Source organism: Streptomyces sp. NPDC051218 (genome assembly GCF_044455475.1).
Classification (GTDB): domain Bacteria; phylum Actinomycetota; class Actinomycetes; order Streptomycetales; family Streptomycetaceae; genus Streptomyces.
Genome location: NZ_JBITEU010000001.1, coordinates 1,074,311 through 1,091,266 on the forward strand (window position 1 = coordinate 1,074,311; position 16,956 = coordinate 1,091,266).

The window sequence follows — 16,956 nt, forward strand, 5'->3', positions numbered from 1 at the left end:
ATCCGGGCGTGAGCAGCGCGCGTCGGCGACGAGTGCGCTCACTCCGGTGAGCGCGGCGCCTGCTGCACCCACACCTCCCCCTCGAGCACCCGCCCCATCCCCACCCACACCATGTTCATCAACCGCAGCGTGACCCCCTCCGGCGACTGGCCGGGATGGCCGCCCATCCAGTCGGTGAGCGAGTCCGCCGCGCCGACCAGTGCGTACGCGACGAAGTCGGCGTCCTCCTCGTCCAGTTGGGAGCCGCCGGGGTTCTCCGCGATGCCGTCCCGGACCAGGCCCGCGACCTGCGCCATCACCGCCCGCCGCGCGTCGGCGACGGCAGTCGCGATCGCCTCGCTCAGCTCCGACGCCTGGCGGTGCAGCACGACCCAGCTGTCGCGATGCTCGGCCACGAAGGCGAAGAACGCCGACAGGCCTGCGTGCAGGCGTAGTTCGGGCGCGCCGCCACCCGCTCGTGCCGCGCCCTGGAAGGCGGCGACCAGGCGGTCCGCCTCCCGCCGCAGGCAGGCGAGGAAGAGCCCCTCCTTGGAGTCGAGATAGAGATAGACCATCGGCTTGGAGATCCCGGCCAGTTCGGCGATCTCGTCCACGGACGCGGCGTGGTAGCCGCGCTTGGCGAAGACCGTCACCGCCACGTCGATGATCTGCTGCTCGCGCTCCTGGCGCGGAACGCGCCGACGCCTTCCCTCAGTTCTCCCGTTGACCGTCACCCTTGCAGCCTCCCAGACTCGGGGCTACCTTACCCCTTAGTAAGTTTACTTTTGAGTAAGGAGATTGCCATGGCGGACGGCATCGGCGGCGCTGACGGCCTGGCCGGACTGGACTTCGCGAGCGTCACCCCCGAGGAGTTCGCGAAGATCGTGAAGGGGCTCTCCGGCAAGGAGATCGCCGCGATCGCCCAGGACGCCGAGCTGCGCGCCCGCGTCCTCGCGGAGATCTTCGGGCGGATGGGCCGGCAGTTCAAGCCGGAGGCCGCGGGCAGCGTCGAGGCGTTGATCCGCTGGAAGATCACGGGGGTCGACGAGACGGTCGACGAGGCGGTCTACGAGACGGAGATCTCGGAGGGCACCTGCACCGTTCGCGAGGGCCGCTCGGACGCCGAGCCGCGCGTCACGCTCGTCATGGCCGACCCCGAGTTCCTGAAGCTGGTCTCCGGCAACGCGAGCCCCGTGACGATGTTCATGATGCGCAAGATCAAGATCGCGGGTGATGTGGCGTTCGCCGCGGGTCTGACCCGCTACTTCGACATCCCGAAGGCCTGACCCCGAACGCCGCAGTCCGACCAACTTCCGTAAGGGGACGCCCCCATGGCCTTCTCGTTCGAACTGACCGAAGAACAAAGGGACCTGCGCGGCTGGGTGCACGGCTTCGCCGCCGATGTCGTGCGGCCGGCCGCCGCAGAGTGGGACGAACGCGAGGAGACTCCCTGGCCCGTCATCCAGGAGGCCGCCAAGATCGGCCTGTACGGGTTCGAGTCCCTGGCCGATCTGTTCGGCGACCCCAGCGGGCTCTCGTTGCAGATCGCCAACGAGGAGCTCTTCTGGGGCGACGCGGGCATCGGCATGGCCCTGTTCGGCACCTCGCTCGCAGTGGCCGGGATCTTCTCCGCGGGCACGCCGGACCAGCTCGCCGAGTGGGTGCCGCAGTGCTTCGGTGACGAGGACGACCCCAATGTCGCGGCGTTCTGCGTGTCCGAGCCGGACGCGGGCTCCGACGTGTCGGCGATGCGGACGCGGGCGACGTACGACGAGGCACGCGACGAGTGGACCCTGTCGGGCCAGAAGGCGTGGATCACGAACGGCGGCATCGCCAACGTCCATGTGGTGGTCGCGTCCGTCGATCCTTCGCTGGGCTCGCGGGGGCAGGCGGCGTTCATCGTGCCGCCCGGCACGCGGGGCCTCGAAGGCGCCAAGAAGATCAAGAAGTTGGGGCTGCGGGCCTCGCACACCGCGGATGTGTTCCTGGACGACGTACGCGTGCCGGGGCACTGTCTGCTCGGCGGCAAGGAGCGTCTCGACGGCCGGCTCGCCCGTGCGCGCGAGGGGGCGAAGACTTCCGCGAGCGGCGCGGGCAGCGCGAGCGCCGCGGGGGTGGGCGGGGCGAAGGCAGGCGGCGCGAAGACCGGCGCCGGAGGCCGCGGCCAGGCCGCCATGGCGACCTTCGAGGTGAGCCGCCCGACGGTGGGGGCGCAGGCGCTGGGCATCGCGCGGGCCGCGTACGAGTACGCGCTCGACTACGCGGGCTCCCGGCTCGCCTTCGGCCGCCCCATCATCGAGAACCAGTCCATCGCCTTCGGGCTCGCCGACCTGCGGACCGAGATCGAGGCCGTGCGGCTGCTGATCTGGCAGGCGTCGTGGATGGCGCGCAACGACAAGTCGTTCGACGCGGGGCAGGGCTCGATGGCCAAGCTGCGCGCCGGCGAGCTGGCCGTTTCGGCGTCCGAGAAGGCGGTGCAGGTGCTGGGGGGTGCGGGGTACAGCCGGGAGCATCCGGTGGAGCGGATGTACCGGGACGCGAAGATCTACACGATCTTCGAGGGGACGAGTGAGATTCAGCGTTTGGTGATCGCGCGAGCGATTTCGGGGCGGCAGATCCGGTAGGGGGCGGGGTCGGGGGGCGTCGGGCGCGGGTGGGTGTGCGGCGCGGGTTGCGGCGGGAGGGGCGTGCGGCGCGGGTTGCGGATCCGCTGGGCGCCCGGCCAGGGGTGACGGATTGCAGGGCGCCGGTCCCAGGCGGCGTACCCGCGGCGCGGGCGGCCGATCCGCCAGGCCTGGGGTTTCGGCGGCCCGCCAGGGCTCCGGCTCCCGGTGGCAGAACCGCCGGGGCTCGGGCCGGGGGACGATTGCTGGCAAAGCGACCTAAAGCCACCACAGAGCTGCGCCGATGAAAAGATCATGACACCGACGCAACTCTTCTTCCGCGAGCCCGACGCCGTGCTCGGGCTGATCAACAGCCGAAGCGACACCAGGGGCAGGCTCCGGCGCGGCGTCCTCTGTCTGCTGCCGGCCTGCGTCATCGTGTTCGCCGGGTTCCAGCGGCGCTGGATGTCCGACGACGGCCACATCTACGTCCGTACGGTCCGGCAGATCCTGGCGGGCAACGGCCCCGTCTTCAACGCGGGCGAACGCGCCGAGGCCTCCACCGGCACCCTCTGGCAGTGGCTGCTGGTACTCGCGGGGCTGCCGGGCATCGACATCGCCAGGGCCGCGATGTACGGCGGGCTGCTGCTGACCGCGGCCGGGTTCGCGTTCGCCTCGCTCGGGGCGATGCGGCTGTACGCGGACAAGGCCGTGCTCCCCCTCGGCTGCCTCGTCCTGCTCGCGCTGCCGCCCGTCTGGGACTTCGCCACCTCCGGCCTGGAGACCGGGCTCGCCACCTGCTGGATCGCGGGGGCCTGGCTGCTGCTCGTCACGCGGCCCGAGTCGCTCTCCACCTGCGTGGTCCTCGGCCTCGGCCCCCTCGTACGGCCCGACCTGGCGCTCGTGTCCGCCGTCTTCCTCGTCGCGCAGTGGCTGCTGGCGCAGCCCTCGCGCCGTGCCACGTTCGGCGGGCTCGGCGCCGCCCTCGCGCTGCCGGCCGCGTACGAGATCTTCCGGATCGGGTACTACGGGCAGCTGATGCCGCTGCCCGGTGTGACCAAGGAGGCCTCGCAGAGCCTGTGGGGGCGCGGGTTCGGCTACCTCGCGGACTTCACCGAGCCCTATCTGCTGTGGGTGCCCGCGCTGTTCCTGCTCGCGGCACTGCTGCCGACGGCGGCCACGCGGCGGGACGCCGCCTCCCTCGTCCCCGCGCTCGCGCCCATCGTCGCGGGGCTCCTGTGCTGGGTCTACGTCATCAAGGTGGGCGGCGACTTCATGCACGGCCGGATGTTCCTGCCGGGGCTGCTCCTCATGGTCCTGCCGGTCTTCCTGGTGCCCGTCACGCGCGCGTGGACCATCGCGGTCGCGGGCGTCGGTATCTGGGCCGTGGCCTGCGCGAGCCTGCTGCGGATTCCCTACGAGGGGCACATCGGGCCGGACGGTGTGGCGGACGAGCGCGGGGTGTACGTCCGGCAGAACGCGGCCCCCCACCCCCTCCACCACGGCTTCGCCAACTACCCGAGTTACCTCGCGTACGAACGTCTCGTACGCGACGCCGATCACGCTGAGACCCCCACGCTCCTGCTCGCCAAGACCGCCGTCACCGCCAACTCCCCCGGCGTCACCGGCGTCTGGAGCACGCTCGGGTTCAGCGGCACGGTGGTCCCGCTGGACGGTGCCGCTCTCGACCCGATCGGGCTCGCCTATCCGCTGGCCGCGCACTCCGAGCGCCTCGACGCCCGGGTGGGCCACGACAAGCGGCTCCCGGACGCGTGGATCTTCGCCGACCGTGGCCGCGGGCCCCTTCCCGCCGGCCTCGACCCGGCGGGCGTCGCCGCGGCCCGGCGCGCGCTCGACTGCGGAGCGCTGGCCGAGCTGCGGGCGGCGACGCGGGGTCCGATGACGCCGGGGCGTTTTCTGCGCAACGCCGCCGGGGTGTGGGAGCGCACGTCGTTCCGCTTCCCGAACGACCCGGTACGAGCCGAGCGGCAGCTCTGCGGGGGGCGTTAGCGGGCGGCTGCGCGGCGAGCGCTGCCGGCAGCCGCGCGGCGAGCGTTGGCGGCAGCTGCGCGGCGAGCGTTGGCGGCAGCCGCGCGGCGAGCGTTGGCGGCAGCCGCGCGGCGAGCGTTGGCGGCAGCCGCGCGGCGAGCGTTGGCGGCAGCTGCGCGGCGAGCGTTGGCGGCAGCCGCGCGGCGAGCGTTGGCGGCAGCTGCGCGGCGAGCGTTGGCGGCAGCGCCGCCGGTCCTGGCAGCTGCCCTGCGGGCGGACGCTAGCGGCAACTCCGGGGCGGGCGCTGGCGCCAACTCCCGCGGCGGGTCCGACGGCAGCTCCGCTGCAGGCGCAGGCGGCAGCTTCGCGCAGGGCGCACCGGCTGGTCCTGCAGCGGAGCTGACGACAACTCCGCGCCAGGCGCTGGCGTCACCCCCCGCGGCGAGTCCGACGGCAACTCCGCTGCAGGCGCAGGCGGCACTCCCGCTGCCCCCCCCCCCCCCCGCTGCGGGTCCGACGGCAACTTCGCGAGGACGCTGAAGCCAGCTCCCCCGCGGGCGTTAGCGCCCCCCGGTGAGCTCGCCCTCCTCCTCCGTGTCGCCTCCCCCGTACCCGTTGCCGCCGGTGAGGCGGTCCGCCTGGTGTGCGGCGGTCGCCAGGTCGCGCAGTGCCTTGTCGGCGCCCGGTGCCTTGTCCTCGCCCGTTGATGCCTCGGACAACTCGTCGGCGCTCCGTGCCAGTTCCGCCAGTGAGGGGGCTCCGGGCAAGGGCTGCCGGGCGGCGGGCACCGTGGAGGTGGACATCGGGTCGGGGGCGTCGGCTGTCGTGCCGGGGTCGGGGCGCACCGCGGGGTCGCCGGGCTCGCTCTGCGCCGACGTCCCGTTCCGCAGCGCGTCCGCGAAGTACGCGGCGACCGCCGTGGTGCGCAGACCGTGGTCGGCGGTCCGCAGGCCGCCCTCCATGTCCGCCGTCTCGATCTCGTTGGACTCCTCGTGCGGGACACGGTTGTCGGGGACCAGCCAGCGGACACTGGCCGTCGCCACGTGCCCGCTCGCGCCGGGCCTCGTCCGTACGGCGTACAGCGCGGTCACGGTGTGTCCGGGCCCGACCTCGCCGCCGTCCACGCTGTCGTCACGGAAGTCGTCGTCGGCCACGGCGCGGTTCTCGTAGCCGACGAGCCGGAACTGCTTGACGGTCTGCGGGTCGAAGGCGACCTGTGCCTTCGCGTCCCGGGCGCGCAGCTCGATGTTGGCCGGGAGCTGCTCGCAGAAGACCTTGCGGGCCTCCTCGCTGTCCGACACGTAGGTGGTGTGGCCGTCGCCCTTGTCGGCGAGGCGTTCCATCAGGGCGTCCCCGTAGTCGCTGCCGACGCCGACCCCAAAGAGGGTGATGCCGTGTTCGCTGCGGGCGTCGGAGATGCGTTCCAGGATTCCGTCGGCGCTGGTCTCACCGGTGTTGGCGAGGGCGTCGGAGAGGAGGACGACGCGGTTGGTCGCGCCGTCGCGCCGGGCGTCCACGGCGGTGTCGTAGCCCGTGCGGATGCCCGCTTCGAGGTTGGTGGACTGGGTGGGCTCCATGGCGCCGATGGCCGAGTGCACTTCGCCGCGGTGGTCGCCGAGGCGGGTCATCGGCAGCACCTTCTTCGCGCTGTCGCTGAAGGTGACGAGCGCGACGGAGTCGTCGTCGCGCAGCTCGTCGGTCATGATCCCGAGCGACTCCTTGACCAGGTCGAGGCGGCCGGGCTCCGCCATCGACCCGGAGACATCGATCACGAAGGTGAGGGCGGCGGGCGGGCGTTCGGCGTCCGAGCCGTCGCCGCGGGTCGCGAGGCCCACCCGCATCAGGGACCAGTCGTCCTCGTCGGTGCGCGCGCCGTCCACGTTCACCGAGAAGCCGTCGCCCTCGGGGCGCGGGTAGTCCTGCCGGAAGCTGTTGATGAACTCTTCGGGGCGTACGGTCGCCGGGTCCGGGAGGCTGCCCGCGGCGAGGGTGCGGCGGGCGTAGCCGTAGGAGGCGGTGTCCACGTCCAGGGCGAAGGTGGAGAGGTAGTCCGGGCGCGGGGTGAAGCCGCGCCCCTTGTCGTCCTGTTGCTCACCGGGGGTGGCCGCGTCGCCCGTGCCGGGTGAGGCGGGGCCCGGCGCGGGCAGCGGGGCGGTGCCGCTCCGGTCCCGCTTTCCGCTGCCCGTGGCCCGGTCCGCGTCCTCTCCCCCGGTAGTGCACCCGCTGAGCAGCAACCCACCGGCCACCGCCGCGGCGAGCATCCCCCGCCGTACTTTGCAGGTCCGCATCCTGGCCCCCTCGCGTCGTCGGTTCACATGACTGTGACGCGGGGGGCACCACAAACGCTCGCTCGAAACCGTTGCGGAAACGTCCCGATCCGGAAACGGGCCCCATGGTCCTTGAGCGGCGTTCGTCGCCAGCTCCGCCAGGTTCGCCCTCTAACGCCGGACAGGCTGAAATACCTCCGGCCGGAGGTTGAGGAGCAGCCCCCCGCTCCCCCAAACCAACGCGAAAGCAACCCACCGCGGAAACGCACCCCTCCGCCTCGCGCAGCGTTCATCACCGGCTCCGCCAGGTTCTCCGAGCTCGTCCTCAAGCACCGGATCGGCTGAAATACCTCCGGCCGAGCTGGAGTTCACCAGCCCGGCCGGAAGTTGAGGGGAGACCGGAAGACCCCCTACGACACCACGTCCTTCCGCGCGAACCCCCTGAACGCCAACGCGAACAGCACCAGCGCATACGCCACCGACACAGCCGAGCCCTGGATCATCCCGCCCCACTCGGGGCGGGGCTGGATCGCGTCCGCCCAGGCGAACTGCCAGTGCGCCGGCAGGAAGTCGCGCCAGCTGCCCAGTGCCGTCACCGCGTCCAGGACGTTGCCGACGATGGTCAGGCCTACCGCGCCGCCCACCGCGCCCAGGGGTGCGTCCGTCTTCGTCGAGAGCCAGAAGGCCAGGGCCGCGGTGACCAGTTGGGAGACGAAGATGTACGCCACCACGATCACCAGGCGCTGCGCCGCCGTGCCCGCGGGCAGGGCGCCGCCCGTCGGGATCTGCAGCGGGCCCCAGCCGTAGGCCACCGTCCCGACCGCGAGGGCGATCAGGGGGAGAAGGATCATCGCCGCCGCGCTGAGGCCGAGGGCGACGGCCAGCTTCGACCACAGGAGGCGGGCCCGCGGGACGGGAGCCGCCAGTAGGTAGCGCAGTGACGACCAGCTGGCCTCCGATGCGACCGTGTCCCCGCAGAACAGCGCGACCGGGATGACCAGCAAGAAGCCCGCCGACACGAACAGACACGTGGCCGCGAAGTTCGCGCCCGATGCCGTGGCCGTGTCCATCAGCGTCACCCGGCCGCTTCGGGACTCCGGGGATCCGGCGATGGTGAACGCGAGGACCAGCACGAAGGGCAGCAGGGCCATCACGCCGCCCATGACCAGCGTCCGGCGCCGCTTCAGCTGGCGGACCGCCTCGACGCGCAGCGGCAGCGTACGGCCGGGGCGGTAGCCGGGGGCCGTGGCGCGTTCCGTGCCCGGCTCCGTGAGTGGGGCTGGGGCGCTCATGCCGTGCCTCCGTCGATCAGGGTGAGGAACGCGTCTTCGAGGCGGCGGTGGGGGCCCATGGACTCCACCGGCAGCTCCAGGCGCACCAGTTCGGGCAGCAGCCGGCTCGCGCTGCCTGCCTCCGTGCCGTCGAGACGTACGAGGAGGCCGCCGTCCGCGCGGGCCGCGGATGCCACGCCGGGCAGCGCGGCCACCTTGTCGACCATGGGGTCGGAGACGGCGTCCGCGAGGCCGACGAGCAGGGTGTCGCCGGAGCCGATGATCTCCGCGACCGGGCCCGCCTGGACCAGGCGTCCGCGGTCCATGACCACCAGGTGGGTGCAGGACTGCTCGACCTCCGCGAGGAGGTGGCTGGAGACGATGACCGTGCGGCCGCCCGACGCGTACCGGATCATCACCTCGCGCATCTCGCGGATCTGTGGCGGGTCGAGGCCGTTGGTCGGTTCGTCCAGGATCAGCAGGTCCGGCATGCCGAGCATGGCCTGGGCGATCGCGAGCCGCTGCCGCATGCCCTGCGAGTACGTCCGCACCGCGCGGGCCAGCGCGTCGCCGAGCCCGGCGATCTCCAACGCCTCGTCCATGCGGGCGTCCTCGGCGGGGCGCCCGGTGGCCTTCCAGTACAGCTCCAGGTTCTCGCGCCCGGAGAGGTGCGGCAGGAAGCCCGCGCCCTCGACGAACGCGCCGACCCGGGAGAGGACCGGAGCGCCCGGCCTGATCGCCTGCCCGAAGACGCGGATCTCGCCCGCGTCGGGGCGGATCAGGCCCATGAGCATGCGCAGGGTCGTCGTCTTGCCGGCGCCGTTCGGACCCAGGAGGCCGAGCACCTGGCCCTTCTCGACGCTGAAGGAGACATCGCGGACCGCGTAACGGTCCGTCGACTTGGCGTACTTCTTGCTCAGGTCCGTGATCCGCAGCGGCACTTCCGCGAGCTCCGGGTCAGGGGCGGGCGCCGCCGTCCGGCGGCGCGCGGTGAGCAGGAGCAGCGCCGCGATCACCGCTCCGGCCGCCGGCAGCCACCACACCCAGGCGGGCAGCGGGGCCGCCGCCGTCTTCACGCCGGGCGCGGTGGGGACCTTCAGGTCGCTCTTCAGGGACACCGTGTACGTGGCGGGCTGCTCCGGAGAGGCGTAGCCCAGGTCGGTCGATGCGAGGACGAGGCGCAGGCGGTGGCCCTTCTGCAGGTCGTGGTCGACGGCGGGCAGGGTGAGGGTGACGTCCTTGCCCGCCTTCGCGCCCTCCACGCGGATCGGCGAGACCAGCTGCGAGGGCAGTACCTTCTGCCCGCCGCCCGGCCCGACGTCGTACACCTTCCCGAAGAGCACGGCGTCCTCGCTGTCGGACTTGACGTGCACCCGCACCTGCGGTGATCCGGTGACCCGCAGGTCGTCCTTGATCGGCGCCGACTGGAACGCGGCGTGCTGGCCGGGGAAGTCCAGGGAGACGCCGACGCCGAGCGAGGAGAGCTGGCCCAGCCCGCCGCCGCCCGCGCCGGGGAGCGCGGAGATGGCGGGCGGCGCGGCGCCCGCGGGGTTCTCGACGCGCTGCGGCTCGCGTCCGCTGAGCGGGATGTCCCGCTGCGCGTTCTCCAGGCCGGGGTACCTGTCGCCGCTCGCGCCCCGCAGCTGCGCGGCTCCGTCGGTGGAGTCGACGCCTCCGGTGCGCGTGACCCGGAACGCGGGGCCGGTGTCGGTGCTCTTGTCGTCCTTCAGATAGCGGTCGAACCACGATCCGATCCGGGCGTTGACCCGGCCGGTCTCGCGGTCGCCGCCGTCGTGGCCGCCCGAGATCCAGTCGACGGACACGGGCGCGTGGTTGCCGCGGATCGCCTGGGAGATGGCATCGGCGTGGCCGAGCGGGAAGAGGGAGTCGGTCTGGCCCTGGAAGAGCAGGGCGGGCACCTTGATGCGGTCGCCGACGGCGGCGGGGCTGCGGTCGGCGAGGAGCTTCTTCGCCGCGGCGTCCGGCTTCCCGGCGACCGCGACGCGGTTGTACATCTCACACAGCTGCTTCTCGAACCGCTCGCAGCCGCCGCCGGTGTTGATGAAGAGACCGGCCCACAGCTTCTTGAACACGCCGTTCGGGAAGAGGGCGTCGCTGAGGTTCCAGTACGTGATCTGGGGGGCGACGGCGTCCACCCGGTCGTCGTACCCGGCGGCCAGGAGGGAGACCGCGCCGCCGTACGAGGCGCCGGTCATGCCCACCCGGGGGTCGCCCTTCTTGTCCAGCTGCACCTCGGGGCGCTGTGCCAGCCAGTCGATGAGCCCACGGGCGTCGGCGACCTCGCCCTTCGGGTCGTTGAGCCCGATCTTGCCGGTGGACTTGCCGAAGCCGCGGGCGGTCCAGGTGAGGACCGCGTACCCCTTCTCGGCGAGGTCCTCGGCCTGGGTGCGCAGGTCGTCCTTGCTGCCGCCGAAGCCGTGGCCGATGAGGACGGCGGGGCGCTTCGTGTCGGGGTCACCCGCGGTGAAGTACGACGTGTCGATCTTCGCGCCGCCCGCCCCCGGCATCCGCATCATGCGGTCCTCACGGTGCACGGCGGGCCCGTCGTCCGATGCCGCCGCCGTCCACGTGCCCGCCCCCGCCAGAATGGCGAGGGCGGCCGCGGCGGCGAGCAGTCTGCGCCTGGGCAGTCGTAGATCCATGCGTCAACCGTACGGGCGAGGTCCGACAACCGAGGCAGCCGGTGGTCTGAACCCGGTTGTCTACCTGGGGAGTAGGCAGCGGGGCCCGCGTACCACGATCGCGGTACGCGGGCCTCTGACCACGCTCAGTGGTTGCGCGGGAAGCCCAGGTCGACGCCGGCCGGCGCGTCCGACGGGTCGGGCCAGCGGGTGGTGACCACCTTGCCCCGGGTGTAGAAGTGCGTGCCGTCGTTGCCGTAGATGTGGTGGTCGCCGAAGAGCGAGTCCTTCCAGCCACCGAAGGAGTGGTAGCCGACCGGCACCGGGATCGGGACGTTCACGCCCACCATCCCGGCCTCGATCTCCAGCTGGAAGCGGCGCGCGGCGCCGCCGTCGCGCGTGAAGATCGCGGTGCCGTTGCCGAAGGGGGAGGCGTTCATCAGCGCCACGCCCTCGTCGTACGTGTCGACGCGCAGCACGCACAGCACGGGGCCGAAGATCTCGTCCTTGTACGCGGCGGCCGTCACCGGCACGCGGTCCAGGAGCGAGAGGCCGATCCAGTGGCCGTCCTCGAAGCCGTCGACCGTGTGTCCCGTGCCGTCGAGGACGACCTCGCAGCCCTCGGCCGCGGCGCCGGTGACGTACGAGGCGACCTTGTCGCGGTGGGCGGCGGTGATCAGCGGGCCCATCTCGGACGTGGGGTCGTTGCCGGGGCCGATCTTGATCTTCTCGGCCCGCTCCTTGATCTTCGCGACGAGCTCGTCGCCGATCGACCCGACCGCGACGACGGCCGAGATCGCCATGCAGCGCTCGCCCGCCGAGCCGTACGCCGCCGACACGGCCGCGTCGGCCGCCGCGTCGAGGTCGGCGTCCGGCAGGACCAGCATGTGGTTCTTGGCGCCGCCGAGGGCCTGCACGCGCTTGCCGTTGGCGGTCGCGGTGGTGTGGATGTAGCGGGCGATCGGGGTGGAGCCGACGAAGGAGACGGCCGCCACGTCCGGGTGCTCCAGGAGCGCGTCGACGGCCACCTTGTCGCCGTGCACGACGTTGAAGACACCGTCCGGGAGCCCGGCCTCGCTCAGCAGCTCCGCGATCTTCATCGCGGCCGAGGGGTCCTTCTCCGAGGGCTTCAGTACGAAGGTGTTGCCGCACGCGATGGCCAGCGGGAACATCCACATCGGCACCATGGCCGGGAAGTTGAACGGCGTGATGCCCGCGACGACGCCGAGCGGCTGGCGGATGGACGAGACGTCCACGCGCGAGGCGACCTCCGTCGACAGCTCGCCCTTGAGCTGGACCGTGATGCCGCACGCGAGGTCCACGATCTCCAGGCCGCGCGCGACCTCGCCGAGCGCGTCCGAGTGCACCTTGCCGTGCTCGGCGGTGATCAGCTCGGCGATCGCGTCACGGTTGGCGTCGAGCAGCGCGCGGAAGGCGAAGAGGACCGAGGTGCGCTTGGCGAGCGACGACTTGCCCCATGTGACGTACGCCTCACGCGCGGAGGCGACGGCGGCGTCCACCTCGTCCACGGAGGCGAAGGCGACCTGCGTGGTGACGGCGCCGGTCGCGGGGTCGGTCACCGGGCCGTACGTACCCGACGCGCCCTCGACAGTCTTGCCACCGATCCAGTGGTTGACGGTCTTCGTCATGACAAGCATCCCTACTCTCACATCTCACAGGTGGCGGCGTCGGGCTGAGACGTGCCGGTCGTACTCTTTCCTGGCCTTGACCGCCGACGGTCGGTCCGCGGTCTCGGCCACGGGCACATCCCACCACGCCTGCGCCGGGGGCGGGGGCGACACTGTGTCTGCCGTTTCCGTCTCCACGTAGACACATGTGGGACCGTCGGCCGCCCGCGCCCGCGCGAGGGCATCGCGCAGGTCAGCCACTGTTTTGGCGCGGATCACCGGCATCCCGAGCGAGGCCGCGTTGGCCGCGAGGTCGACGGGCAGCGGGGCGCCCGTGTACGTCCCGTCGGCCTCCCGGTAGCGGTAGGCCGTGCCGAACCGCTCGCCGCCCACGGACTCGGAGAGCCCGCCGATGGACGCGTACCCGTGGTTCTGCAGGATCACGACCTTGACCGGGATGTTCTCCTGGACGGCCGTGACGATCTCGGTGGGCATCATCAGATACGTCCCGTCGCCCACCAGCGCCCAGACCGGCCGCTCCGGCGCCGCGATGGCCACCCCGAGCGAGGCGGGGATCTCGTATCCCATGCAGGAGTAGCCGTACTCGACGTGGTACTGCCGGGGCGAGCGCGCCCTCCACAGCTTGTGGAGATCGCCGGGAAGCGAGCCCGCCGCGTTGATGATCACGTCCTCGTCCCCGACCAACTCGTCCAGCAGCCCGAGGACTTGGATCTGCGTGGGCCGTACGTCGGGTTCGCCGGCCGCGTACGCCGCGTCGACCCGCTGCTCCCACCGCGCCTTGTCCTCGGTGTACTCGGCGACGTACGCGGGCGGCACGCGCCACTCCTTCAGGGCTGCGGTCAGGCCCTCCAGGCCCGCGCGCGCGTCCGCGACGAGGGGCAGGCCCGCCATCTTGTGGCCGTCGAACGCGGCGATGTTGAGGTTCAGGAAACGGACGTCCGCGGTCTCGAAGAGAGTGCCGGACGCCGTGGTGAAGTCGCTGTAGCGGGTGCCGACGCCGACCACCAGGTCGGCGGCGCGGGCGAGTTCGTCGGCGGTGGCCGTGCCCGTGTGCCCGATGCCACCGACGTCCGCGGGGTGGTCGAACCGCAGGGAGCCCTTGCCCGCCTGGGTGGAGGCGACAGGGATGCCGGTCGCGTCCGCGAACTCCCGCAGCGCCTCCTCGGCCGCGCTGTGGTGGACCCCGCCGCCCGCGACGATCAGCGGGCGCCGCGCCTCGCGGACGGCACGTGCCGCTGCGGCCAGTTCAAGCGGATCGGGCGCTGGACGGCGTACGCCCCACACCCTCTCGGCGAAGAACTCCTGCGGCCAGTCGAAGGCCTCCGCCTGTACGTCCTGCGGAAGCGCGAGGGTGACGGCGCCGGTGTCCGCCGGGTCGGTGAGCACCCGCATCGCGGCGAGCGCGGCCGGGATCAGGGCCTCGGGCCGGGTGATCCGGTCGAAGTACCGCGACACCGGGCGCAGGCAGTCGTTGACCGACACGTCGCCCGCGTACGGGACTTCGAGCTGCTGGAGCACCGGGTCGGCGGGGCGGGCCGCGAAGGTGTCGCCGGGCAGCAGGAGCACCGGGAGGTGGTTGACGGTCGCGAGCGCGGCGCCGGTGACGAGGTTGGTCGCGCCGGGGCCGATGGAGGTGGTGACGGCGTGCGTGGACAGGCGGCCGGACTGGCGTGCGTACCCGACGGCGGCGTGCACCATGGCCTGTTCGTTGCGGCCCTGGTGGAAGGGCATCTCGTCGCCGTACTCGACGAGCGCCTGGCCGATGCCCGCCACGTTGCCGTGCCCGAAGATGCCCCAGGTGGCGCCGATGAGCCGCTGCCGCTCGCCGTCGCGCTCGGTGAACTGCCGGGACAGGAAGCGGACGAGGGCCTGCGCGGTGGTCAGCCTGATCGAGGTCATCGGTATCCCTCCGTGTGATCGGGATGGAAGCAGATCTTCCACTCCCGCTCCTCGCCGGGTCCTGCCATCACGTTCAGGTAGTACATGCTGTGCCCCGGCTGGGCGATCGAGGGGCCGTGCCAGCCGTCGGGGACGAGCACGGCGTCGCCCGTACGGACCTCGGCGAGGACGTCGGTGCCGCCGGGGCGCGACGGGAAGACCCGCTGGTAGCCGAAGCCTTCCTTCCCTTCCCTGTCGGCCTCGATCTCGAAGTAGTAGATCTCTTCGAGCTCGGTCTCGACGCCCGGCCGGTGCTCGTCGTGCTTGTGGGGTGGGTACGAGGACCAGTTGCCGCCGGGGGTGATCACCTCGACGGCGATGAGGCGGTCGCAGTCGAAGGCGTCGGCCGACGCGAAGTTGCGGACCTCGCGGGCGCAGGTGCCGCTGCCGCGGTGCTCGACGGAAACCTCCGGCGCGGAGCCGTAGCGGGCGGGGAGTCGACGCTCGCACTTCGCTCCTGCCAGGGCGAAGCGGCCTCCCGCGCCGGAGGCGATCTGGATCCGGGCGTCACGCGGCACGTAGGCGAAGTCGCTCACTCCGCTGAACACGCACCGACGGCCCAGCAGTTCGATGATCTCGCCTTCCGCGTGCACCGTACAGCCGCCGGTCAGCGGCAGCACGATCCATTCACTCTCCCCTGTGGCGAAGGAGTGTGTGGTGCCGGGTTCGATGTCGACCACGCGCAGCGCGGAATAGTCCAGACCGGACCGCTTGGGGTCGAGTTCGAGGGCGTAGGGCCCTTCGGCCGCGCTCCCCTTCGGTACGTATGTCATGTGGCCCTCCTACAGCAGTCCGACGGCGGTGTCGACGGCGCCCGCCACGTCGCCGTCCGCCGGGTACAGCAGCGTGCGCCCGGCGACGAGCCCGTACACGGTGGGCAGTTGCAGCGCCCCGCGCCACTTCTCGTACGCGGTGTCACTGTCGTCCCCGATGTCACCCCCCAGGAGGACGGCGGGCAGGGTCGAGGCCTCCATGACGCGCGCCATGTCGTCCGGATTCTCGGTCACCGGGACCTTCAGCCAGGTGTACGCCGATGTCCCGGCGAGCCCCGAGGCGATGGCGATCGACGTGGTGACGGCCTCCGCGCTCAGGTCGTTGCGCGGCGGTCCGCCGTCGGGGGCGCGGCGGCAGAGGAACGGCTCGACGAAGACGGGCAGTTGCCGGGCGGCCATGGCGTCGACGGCGCGGGCGCTTGAGTGCAGGGTGGTGAGGGAGCCGGGGTCTTCGTGGTCGACCCGCAGCAGGAGCTTGCCCGCGTCGAACCCGAGCCGTTCGATGTCCTCGGCCCGGTACCCCGTGAACCGGTCGTCCAGCTCGAACGAGGCCCCCGCGAGCCCGCCGCGGTTCATCGACCCCATGACGACCTTGCCGTCGAGCGCGCCCAGCAGCAGCAGGTCTTCCAGGATGTCGGCGGTGGCGAGCACACCGTCCACGCGGGGCCGCGAGAGGGCGAGGCAGAGCCGCTCCAGGAGGTCCCCGCGGTTGGCCATCGCCAGCTTGTCCCCGCCGACGGAGAGGGCGCCCCGGGCGGGGTGGTCGGCGGCGATGATCATCAGCCGCCCGCTGTCGCCGAGGAGGGGCCGCCGGGGGCGCCGGGTGGCGGCTTCGGCGATGGCCTCGGGGTGTTCGGCCCGGGTACGGGCGAGTGCGGCGACGTCAACCATGGGTCACGGCTCCCGCGGCGAGCGCCGCCTCGACCTCGTCGGGGAACGGCATCGCGGAGGAGCATTCGAGGCGCGAGGCGACGATCGCCCCCGCCGCGTTGGCGTACCGCATGATCCGCTCCAACTCCCAGCCTTCGAGCAGCCCGTGGCACAGCGCCCCGCCGAAGGCGTCCCCCGCCCCGAGGCCGTTGAGCACCGTCACGGGCAGCGGTGGCACCTCGGCGGCCTCGCCCGAGCTGTTCATGGCGAGCACCCCCTTGGGGCCCTGCTTGACGACGGCGAGTTCGACGCCGGTCTCCAGCAACGCGCAGGCGGCGGCCGTGGGTTCACGCACGCCCGTGGCGATCTCGACCTCGTCGAGGTTGCCGACCGCGACGGTGGCCTGGGCGAGGGCCTCGGCGTAGAACCCGCGCGCCTCATCGGCCCGCTGCCAGAACATCGGCCGCCAGTCGAGGTCGAAGACGGTGAGCCCCGCCTTCGCCCGCCGGCGCAGGGCAGCCAGCGTGGTCGACCTGCTGGGCTCCGCGCAGAGCCCCGTACCCGTCATCCAGAACACCCGTGCGGAGGCGATCGCGTCGAGGTCGAGTTCCTTCTCGTACATCTCCAGGTCGGGGGCCTTGGGCTGCCGGTAGAAGTAGAGCGGGAAGTCGTCCGGCGGGAAGATCTCGCAGAAGGTCACCGGGGTGGGCAGGTCCGGTACGCCGCTCACCCACCGGTCGTCGACGCCGAACTCCCGCAGTTCGCGGTGCAGATAGTCCCCGAAGGGGTCCTCGCCGGTGCGCGTGACGACCGCGACCCGGCGGCCGAGCCGGGACGCGGCGACGGCGACGTTCGACGCGGAGCCGCCGAGGAACTTGCCGAACGTGCTGACGTCGGCGAGAGCCACCCCGGCCTGCAGGGGATACAGATCCACGCCGATCCGGCCCATCGTGATCACGTCGTACGGATCGGTCA

At 72.2% G+C, this 16,956-nt stretch carries 12 protein-coding genes; 3 read left to right on the forward strand and 9 right to left on the reverse strand.

Going from position 1 to position 16,956, the window contains the following annotated elements:
* Nucleotides 1-38: 38 nt before the first annotated feature.
* Nucleotides 39-713 carry a TetR/AcrR family transcriptional regulator gene (locus tag ACIBCK_RS04860; RefSeq protein WP_399386723.1) on the reverse strand — a complete coding sequence of 225 codons (675 nt, stop codon included), beginning with the start codon at nt 711-713 and terminating at the stop codon, nt 39-41.
* A gap of 69 nt (nt 714-782) precedes the next feature.
* On the opposite strand from ACIBCK_RS04860, the gene ACIBCK_RS04865 reads away from it, so the two are divergent.
* From ACIBCK_RS04865 to ACIBCK_RS04875, 3 genes are all read left to right on the forward strand, one after another.
* Nucleotides 783-1,265: an SCP2 sterol-binding domain-containing protein gene (locus tag ACIBCK_RS04865; protein WP_399386725.1), complete on the forward strand. Its 483-nt coding sequence runs from the start codon at nt 783-785 to the stop codon at nt 1,263-1,265.
* A 45-nt stretch (nt 1,266-1,310) separates the two neighbouring features.
* Complete coding sequence (locus ACIBCK_RS04870) at nt 1,311-2,603, forward strand: acyl-CoA dehydrogenase family protein (RefSeq protein ID WP_399386727.1); 1,293 nt, start codon at nt 1,311-1,313, stop codon at nt 2,601-2,603.
* A gap of 294 nt (nt 2,604-2,897) precedes the next feature.
* Entirely contained in the window at nt 2,898-4,592 is a 1,695-nt protein-coding gene (locus ACIBCK_RS04875) for a hypothetical protein (protein WP_399386729.1), read from the forward strand.
* Nucleotides 4,593-5,131: 539 nt separating this feature from the next.
* Here the strand turns inward: ACIBCK_RS04875 and ACIBCK_RS04880 are convergent.
* The 8 genes from ACIBCK_RS04880 to iolC all read right to left on the reverse strand — a co-directional run bounded on the left by ACIBCK_RS04880 (nt 5,132) and on the right by iolC (nt 16,930).
* On the reverse strand, nt 5,132-6,859 hold the full coding sequence (locus ACIBCK_RS04880) for a von Willebrand factor type A domain-containing protein (protein ID WP_399386730.1): 1,728 nt from the start codon (nt 6,857-6,859) through the stop codon (nt 5,132-5,134).
* Nucleotides 6,860-7,248: 389 nt separating this feature from the next.
* Nucleotides 7,249-8,130, reverse strand: a complete 882-nt coding sequence (locus tag ACIBCK_RS04885) for an ABC transporter permease (protein WP_399386732.1) — start codon at nt 8,128-8,130, stop codon at nt 7,249-7,251.
* Nucleotides 8,127-10,772, reverse strand: coding sequence for an alpha/beta fold hydrolase (locus ACIBCK_RS04890; protein ID WP_399386734.1), 2,646 nt, complete (start codon nt 10,770-10,772; stop codon nt 8,127-8,129). The genes ACIBCK_RS04885 and ACIBCK_RS04890 overlap by 4 nt, the downstream gene beginning before the upstream one ends.
* A 125-nt stretch (nt 10,773-10,897) precedes the next feature.
* Nucleotides 10,898-12,400 carry a CoA-acylating methylmalonate-semialdehyde dehydrogenase gene (mmsA, locus tag ACIBCK_RS04895; protein WP_399386735.1) on the reverse strand — a complete coding sequence of 501 codons (1,503 nt, stop codon included), beginning with the start codon at nt 12,398-12,400 and terminating at the stop codon, nt 10,898-10,900.
* A 24-nt stretch (nt 12,401-12,424) separates the two neighbouring features.
* Complete coding sequence (iolD, locus tag ACIBCK_RS04900) at nt 12,425-14,299, reverse strand: 3D-(3,5/4)-trihydroxycyclohexane-1,2-dione acylhydrolase (decyclizing) (RefSeq protein WP_399386737.1); 1,875 nt, start codon at nt 14,297-14,299, stop codon at nt 12,425-12,427.
* Nucleotides 14,296-15,111, reverse strand: a complete 816-nt coding sequence (gene iolB / locus ACIBCK_RS04905; RefSeq protein ID WP_399386739.1) for a 5-deoxy-glucuronate isomerase — start codon at nt 15,109-15,111, stop codon at nt 14,296-14,298. Before iolB ends, iolD begins: the two co-directional genes overlap by 4 nt.
* Before the next feature lie 9 nt (nt 15,112-15,120).
* Nucleotides 15,121-16,002: a deoxyribose-phosphate aldolase gene (locus ACIBCK_RS04910; protein ID WP_399386741.1), complete on the reverse strand. Its 882-nt coding sequence runs from the start codon at nt 16,000-16,002 to the stop codon at nt 15,121-15,123.
* Entirely contained in the window at nt 15,995-16,930 is a 936-nt protein-coding gene (gene iolC / locus ACIBCK_RS04915; protein ID WP_399387255.1) for a 5-dehydro-2-deoxygluconokinase, read from the reverse strand. The genes ACIBCK_RS04910 and iolC overlap by 8 nt, the downstream gene beginning before the upstream one ends.
* Nucleotides 16,931-16,956: the final 26 nt, after the last annotated feature.